The following is a 6,856-nucleotide window of genomic DNA, read 5'->3' on the forward strand; positions in this document are numbered from 1 at the left end:
TAAATCTTTCAACTTATATTGATGACGGAGGCTATAGACTAATCTCGAGCGTTCTTCGTTTGTTGCTTCTTCTTTTCTAATCTGAGCCTCCGAAATTCTTTTAAAATATCATTTTCCATTCTTAATCGATAATTTTCTTCTTCGAGTTCTTTTAAACGTTGCGCTGAATCAGCGGATGGAGATAGTGATGGCTTTGTTTTCTTTTCTTTTTTCGACATTTTTGATGGCCTCCCTCGTTGTTTTGGTAAGAGTCCATCAATCCCATATTTGCGATAGTCGACTACCCAACGCGCGCCAATAAAGTGGGATTATTGATCCCATATTGATTCGCTAGAGATTGATAGCTTTTCTCACTTGTTAAGTAAGATTGTACTATTTCTAACTTGAATTCAACAGGATAAACTTTCTTTTGTCGAGAACGCAATAATCCCTCCTCGCCTAAGGTTTGGTAGGCATTAATCCATTTTTTGATGGTAGTATCACTTTTAATCTGATATTTTTTCGCTAAATATTCGTAACTACCTGCTCCTTCTAAATATTCTTCGACAATTTTTCGTTTAAATTCATAACTATATTTTGCCAATATAAATATCTCCAAAAAAGTTAGATTTTTGGTCCAACTTTTTGGGGGCACTACAAATGTAGGTGCTTTTTCTATCTATCTAAAGCAACATCTAATAACGTATTCGGAAATGCCAATTTAAATCATAAATTATTTTAAGTAATGTAAAATTACCTTTGTTTGAAAGCGGTATCTAAGTGATATATAATAAACCCATAAATAATCAGGAGGTAGGTTATTATGTTTGAAGGCTCCTTTTTTTCTTAGATACGTTAAGAGTACACTCGGTATGCTGCCCTAGATCCTCAAGGCCTATATGCTATGGGTTCTTTTGTAAATAGAAGTGCTGAAGATATGAACCAATCTGAATTTCAGCTTATGCCTTTGCCAAGTTCAATTACGATGTTCAACACAATAAGAGAAATAATCAATGAACCGAGTTTTATAGCAACCTTTCCAACAGACGCTCATTTATATACTTCCTCAAATAGAGATATTAGAAAAGAACTTCAAGAATTGTATGGTATGAATTTTTCCATTTCACAAGAAGGTGGAGAGTATTTAGATGGAGTAGGTAATTACTTTCCAAGACATACACTTAGATTGATCGAAGCGTTGATCAAAATTATAAAATTCACTACGTTCTAATAGCAGGAATTGCTCCGTTAGAAATTAAGGCATTAGAGTATCATAATGATGACAATACCGCATACACAGGGAACGTATTTAAAGAGTTTCAAAGTGAAATTATTTTTGATGTCAATAAATTAGAGGAGTTAATGATTGAATTAGCAAGAGAATATTTTGGTCGTGATATTTATGTTGAAAACATTGAACGACAAATGAGAGAACCAATTTTAAGGGGTAAAGATCAGGAACTTTTTTATTATCAAATAAAGACTAATCTAACTTGGTTTAAAAATTAATAAGATTTACTTAGTACCTATAGAAGTGGTTTTATATTGCGTATATTTAGAGGAGGTTTAAATGAATCCATTTAAGAGAATTTGGATTCGTCTCATTCGTAGTCCAGTTAAAAACACTAGCTTAGGAAGTCAAGGATTTTCTTTTGTTGTAAATTCTTCTGGGAAACTTGTTAATGAGAGATCTGCTATGCAAATGACAGCAGTATATGCTTGAGTGGGTATCTTTGCAGAGTCGATTGTCAGTCTACCGCTTCATCTCTATGAATAAAATGAACTGGGTAACAAATAAAAAGCGAAGAGTCATCTGCTCTATCTTTTGGTGCTTGATGAACCTAATATGGAAATAACTTCCTCCATTTTTAGGGAAACCTTGATGCCCCATGTGCTTTTATGGGGGAATGCTTATGTCCAAGTGATTCGTAACTGAAAAGGAGAAGTGGTTTCGCTTTATCCCTTGATGCCCAATAAAATGCTGGCCAAACGTGATACTAAGACCTCAGCTATTGTCAATGACAATCTGCATGAATCTGGGACAGTCTCTTTATCAGCTGAATAACTGAATAAGTCTTCCGAATCCCTGGACTGAGTTTTGATGGATTGGTGGGATATTCGCCGATTGCCATGGCCAAGAATGACGAGCAAAAGAGGAAATGATTAGATGCAATCGGCTGCTAAGGTGGCAGTATTGCTTGAAAATAAAAGCTGACAGTAATAGGATTTGTAGAGGTTTGTGATGCTGAAGAAAGCTCAGCGATGTGACTATTTTATGTTTTAGGGCGAGAAACGATAATGGGTGGCTTATTGTTGATTAACAAATATTCTTAATCCTTTAAGATCTCATATAAATGGTTTTTCTATAGCGTTTTTAGTCTGGACAGGTTTATTTCTACTTAAGAAAAGACTAGGAGGGTTTACTGTGATAAAAATATCATTTAATGGGCAAGATCGCAGAGAAAAAGTAGATAGGGATAAAGGACGAAACTTATTAGAATTTCTAGATAATTATATCGTATTTGATACGGAGACTACTGGATTAGACCCCTACTATGATTCAATTATCGAAGTAGCAGCTATCAAATATAAAAATGGAGAAGAGGTTGAACGGTTTCAAGAACTAGTGAATCCTCAGTATGGTATCAGCAGTTTTATTACTGACCTAACAGGAATAACTAATGAGATGCTGAAAGATGCTAGGGATGAATTGGCAGTTCTTAGAGGTTTTTACGATTTTGTAGGCGACTCAGTAGTCATAGCACTTCATGCTCATTTTGATTTGAATTTTCTGTATGATGGTTTACTGGAGAATTATAATATCAAATTCGATAATGATTTTGTTGATACCATGCGAATAGCCAGGAGACTTCTAGATGAATTGGATCATCATAGGTTGAAGGACTTGGCAAAATACTATGGATATGAATATCAAGGTGGACATAGGGCAGAATTCGATGCAGAATTAACGGCTAAAATTTTTAAGACTTTAAGAAGTTTAGCTATTGAGAAGTATGGATCAATTGAAGAGTTTAGTAAACGACAATCAGCTTATTATGGACAGTGATAAGAGTAAGCTGGAAGTAGATAATTTACTGTATGGAAAAGTGTGCGTTATAACAGGTACGCTAGAATACTTATTTAGAAGAGAAGCAATGCAAATTATAGCTGATATTGGTGGAATTAATGCAGATAACGTAACGAAGAAAACAAACTACTTAATATTGGGAAATTTTGAATACAATTCTATCCTCAAAGGGGAAAAGAGTTTGAAACTTAAAAAAGCCGAAAAGTACATTTTGGAAGGTCAAGATTTAAAAATTCTTTCAGAAAATGTCTTTTATGATTTAATTGATGAATATGAATAATATTCAAAGGAATTTTAATTGAAATCAGAGTTTTTTTGTTATTTCAAAACATATATTGTACCTATGCTAGATGATAAAAGCCTTGAATACTATGTTATTCGTAACGAACGGATAGCTGACTTGGCCATTTACAGTTTTGAAGATGGGGAACGATTTGAACCCGATTTTCTCTTATTTATCAAGAAGAATAAAGAGTCAGGATATCATGTTGATCAAGTTTATGTAGACCCTAATGGTAGTCATTTACTTGAAAAAGATAGATGGAAGAGCGATTTTTTAATTAGTATTGGAGATCATGCCGTTGTAGACAAGAAATATTTCTTTAACAACGACTATAATTTGATGGGGTTACCCCTATTCAACGAAGAACATGAATTGTTAAGATTCAAAGAATCGGTAGAAATTATGGTAAATAAGCTATAGGTTCAGTCGTTATGGGTGTGGCCATTATATCAAAAAAACTTATTTAAGAGGGGGCATATGCGAGATAGAATGCTTATACATATTAAAGATGAATTCTAAAATGGTTTATTCGCCAACGCAACAAACTCAACTAGTGGACTACGAAGAGAAGTTAGTGACGAGAGTCATTAATAAGGTTATTGTGAAAGAACAATCTTTTGAGGTAAAGTTGAAATCAGGCGACAATATATGTTAAGGGTTAAATGAAAGACACAGAACCATGCTGTAGCGGGATAGCATCGTTCTGTATCTTTTATTTTGGTATAATTAAATGCACTCTTAGAATAGTAATAAAATGGGGTTGATAAAGTGAATATAGATTTACTTGAAAAATTAATACCAGCAACGGGTTCTGAAATAATTAAGTTGATGAAGGACAGTTGTTTTCCTAATGATGTTGTAGTTTTGGATTGTTCTAGAAAAGGGTACAGTTCATTCTTATCACCTCAATCTTTTGGTGATAGATATTTTTTAAATAGTGTCATGGATTTTTCAAAAACATCGATATTAAACAAACAAATCTTAAAGCAAAATAATTTTTCGATCGAAGTAAGGTACTTAGCGAGTTTTGATTCTAATATTTTAGGTGATGTAGTAACGAGTATATTTAATAGTAAGCCACTAAATGAAGATTTAGAGATGGCCATAAATTTTCTTAAAGAAAATGATATGCAATTGGATTCAAATCCATATTTATTAGAAGCATATCTGAATAGATACGACATGAAAAAAGTGGATATTCACAAATCTTTACAAGCCTTCGAGGTGTTAGATTATTTTGATGATTTGTTGGATGGATCTCTATCAGATACCTATACGCGGGAAAAGTTGCATATTTTACAAAGTGCTGATATAAGAATGGAAAAAATATCTGCAGAATCTTATAGCCAAACTCCAATTATAAAATATTATATTTTGGCTTATGTTCTTCTGTTAAAAGCGTTTCTAATTAAAAATAGAGATAATAAACTTGATGAAAAAATTGATGAATTACTTAGTTTTATAGTAGAGGAGATACCTATTTTTGCTGAAAATGAGGTAATTACTTCAATATTATATCTTCAAAACAATCGTGAACTAGAACGTTTCTTAAGGGTTAAAGAAAACACTAATAATAAATTAGCAAAATTATCGGGTATGGCTTGGGATTTAACTCACATTAGATATGTGGAGTTAATAATGCGCTTAGAATATGGAAAGTTTGATAAGTTTACCATTCCCTATTTGTTAAGTGGAGACAAGGGTTTGAATTCAGTTATGGCTTTCAATCCGGTCAAGAGAATTATAATAGTCGAAGAGAGACCAATATTTTTGAGAACTCATAATCTCCATAATGTTGGGTTGAATCAACAGCAAATTGAACGAATGTTGGATTGGAAAAATTCAAATAGGCCTGTATGGAATTTAAGGGTAGAGGAGAATATTAAACAACTAATACGGAAGTTGGAAGAAGTAGTAGATGGTCTGTGATTATATATCTAAACTAACTACCCACCATTCCAAAATCAATCCATCCCTTATCCCCGACACATGTCGAGGCAGTGACACTGCTTGTGAAGGCGCGTTAGCGTCTGAAGAATCAGCTGTCCTGCCCATTCACGGATTGCCCAAGAATGACGTGCGAAGCGAGGAGCTGATTGGATGCAATCGGCTGCTGAGGCAGTGGTATTGCTTGAGGCTGTTCGAACGAAGTGAGTTACAGCCTCAGCTCCGTAGCGATAGCGTAGGTGATTGAAAAGAAAAGTTCTAAATTGTATAATAGCGAGGTTCTTGAGAAGTTTAGACTTCTTGGGAACTTCGTTTTTTGGTTTTTAGAGGAGAAAATGAGGTAAATCTGCTAGAATGAAGGTGTGCATATGGGGAACTGATCGATGATTTTAGGAAGAAGGTATAAACTAAGTATCAATAAAAATGCCCACTTTTTTTCGTATGTTGAAAATGAAAATTAACTTAGTTTTAAAGTAGAGGAGCAGAGATAATGAGTAAAAGACAAATTGCAATTGTTGCTAATCTATTATTACTTATATGGTTTTCACTGGATATGTTTGGAGTAAAAATCGGTGATAAGTATTTAGTTGAAGGGGCTATGAACGAAGACGGAATGTTTATGGTCATTTCAACTGTAATATTTTGTATTTTTTTGTTAACTAGGAAGCTAGGTAAATATATTCAATTGGGCTGGTTATTGGGTTGGTTTATATTACAATTCCTTGCCCATGAATGGTATACCATTTTCGGAAAAGGACTGATGGGTAGCGTTGAAGGCAAGATTGCTTATTTTGAAAATTGTATCCAATTCATAAACATACCGGGAAGATATGTGCCAGATTTATGGCATATTGTACTGCATGTTTTAATTATTGTCGCATTTATTGCGACGCTCAGAGTGCCTATTGAAAATCAAAAAATTACTTCGGAATGATTATCAGAAAATGAAAAAGATCAAAAAATTAAGTACACCATTGGGTGATGTAGACATTAAAATTGATGGACAGTCTGTTCCTTATGATTATAAGGAGATGGGACCAATTGGGGGAAGACACTTTCCTCTTTTAGGAAGGTGTCATATTCGCATCAAATATATTCCTGATGGTAAGGAGCATCAGATATCTTGTACCATTAATGATGAACGTTTAGGAAGAGGCTATCATGAATCTGGCGAACGATTGGCTTGTATTAGCTTTTACGGTGACAATCGAATAAAACTATCAATAGGTTTGGAAGGTGAAACAGACTATAATAATGGGAAACGCTACAGTTACTATGATTATGATGATGTCTATTTGGATAATGGATTAGCGTTTGGAATCTTTCCTGATACTAAGACTTCAGAATATTTATTCGCGGTTGCTTGGATTGACGACGTTGGTGTCGATGACCCGATTATTGATGGAGAAGATAGAGATGTAGAAACGTGGTTTGGGGCAGATCCTCTTTATGATTAAACAACCATTTTCCCTACCCACCATACCAAAATCAATCCATTCCTTATCCTTTTCCCATGCTGAGTCCCTAGTATTCCTTACGAAAAGTGAAGCAATGAATAG

9 protein-coding genes and 1 pseudogene are annotated in these 6,856 nt (G+C 34.1%); 9 read left to right on the forward strand and 1 reads right to left on the reverse strand.

Features of this window, described 5'->3' with window-relative positions; all coding sequences use genetic code 11:
- Positions 1-583 (reverse strand): annotated as a pseudogene (locus HMPREF2758_RS09125) (transposase); the annotation flags it as partial.
- Between the two features lie 300 nt (positions 584-883).
- Here HMPREF2758_RS09125 and HMPREF2758_RS04800 point away from each other — a divergent pair.
- The 9 genes from HMPREF2758_RS04800 (at position 884) to HMPREF2758_RS04825 (ending at position 6,754) form a co-directional block, all read left to right on the forward strand.
- Entirely contained in the window at positions 884-1,210 is a 327-nt protein-coding gene (locus tag HMPREF2758_RS04800) for a hypothetical protein (protein WP_148128882.1), read from the forward strand.
- A 131-nt stretch (positions 1,211-1,341) separates the two neighbouring features.
- A complete protein-coding gene (locus tag HMPREF2758_RS08915) occupies positions 1,342-1,488 on the forward strand; it encodes a hypothetical protein (RefSeq protein WP_168163131.1) in 147 nt (48 codons plus the stop codon).
- Between the two features lie 61 nt (positions 1,489-1,549).
- On the forward strand, positions 1,550-1,702 hold the full coding sequence (locus HMPREF2758_RS08920; RefSeq protein ID WP_168163129.1) for a hypothetical protein: 153 nt from the start codon (positions 1,550-1,552) through the stop codon (positions 1,700-1,702).
- 702 nt (positions 1,703-2,404) lie between these two features.
- Positions 2,405-3,046 (forward strand): 3'-5' exonuclease, encoded by a 642-nt coding sequence (locus HMPREF2758_RS08695; RefSeq protein ID WP_168163132.1) that lies wholly within the window; start codon positions 2,405-2,407, stop codon positions 3,044-3,046.
- On the forward strand, positions 3,003-3,347 hold the full coding sequence (locus tag HMPREF2758_RS08700) for a BRCT domain-containing protein (protein ID WP_168163133.1): 345 nt from the start codon (positions 3,003-3,005) through the stop codon (positions 3,345-3,347). Before HMPREF2758_RS08695 ends, HMPREF2758_RS08700 begins: the two co-directional genes overlap by 44 nt.
- 18 nt (positions 3,348-3,365) lie before the next feature.
- Entirely contained in the window at positions 3,366-3,770 is a 405-nt protein-coding gene (locus tag HMPREF2758_RS04810) for a hypothetical protein (protein ID WP_070609429.1), read from the forward strand.
- A 348-nt stretch (positions 3,771-4,118) separates the two neighbouring features.
- A complete protein-coding gene (locus HMPREF2758_RS04815; protein ID WP_070609430.1) occupies positions 4,119-5,279 on the forward strand; it encodes a hypothetical protein in 1,161 nt (386 codons plus the stop codon).
- A 508-nt stretch (positions 5,280-5,787) separates the two neighbouring features.
- Positions 5,788-6,231 (forward strand): hypothetical protein, encoded by a 444-nt coding sequence (locus tag HMPREF2758_RS04820; RefSeq protein WP_070609431.1) that lies wholly within the window; start codon positions 5,788-5,790, stop codon positions 6,229-6,231.
- A 10-nt stretch (positions 6,232-6,241) separates the two neighbouring features.
- On the forward strand, positions 6,242-6,754 hold the full coding sequence (locus HMPREF2758_RS04825) for a hypothetical protein (protein WP_070609529.1): 513 nt from the start codon (positions 6,242-6,244) through the stop codon (positions 6,752-6,754).
- The last annotated feature ends 102 nt before the right edge of the window (positions 6,755-6,856 follow it).

The sequence above is a fragment of the Facklamia sp. HMSC062C11 genome (genome assembly GCF_001810675.1).
GTDB classification, from domain to species: domain Bacteria; phylum Bacillota; class Bacilli; order Lactobacillales; family Aerococcaceae; genus Facklamia; species Facklamia hominis.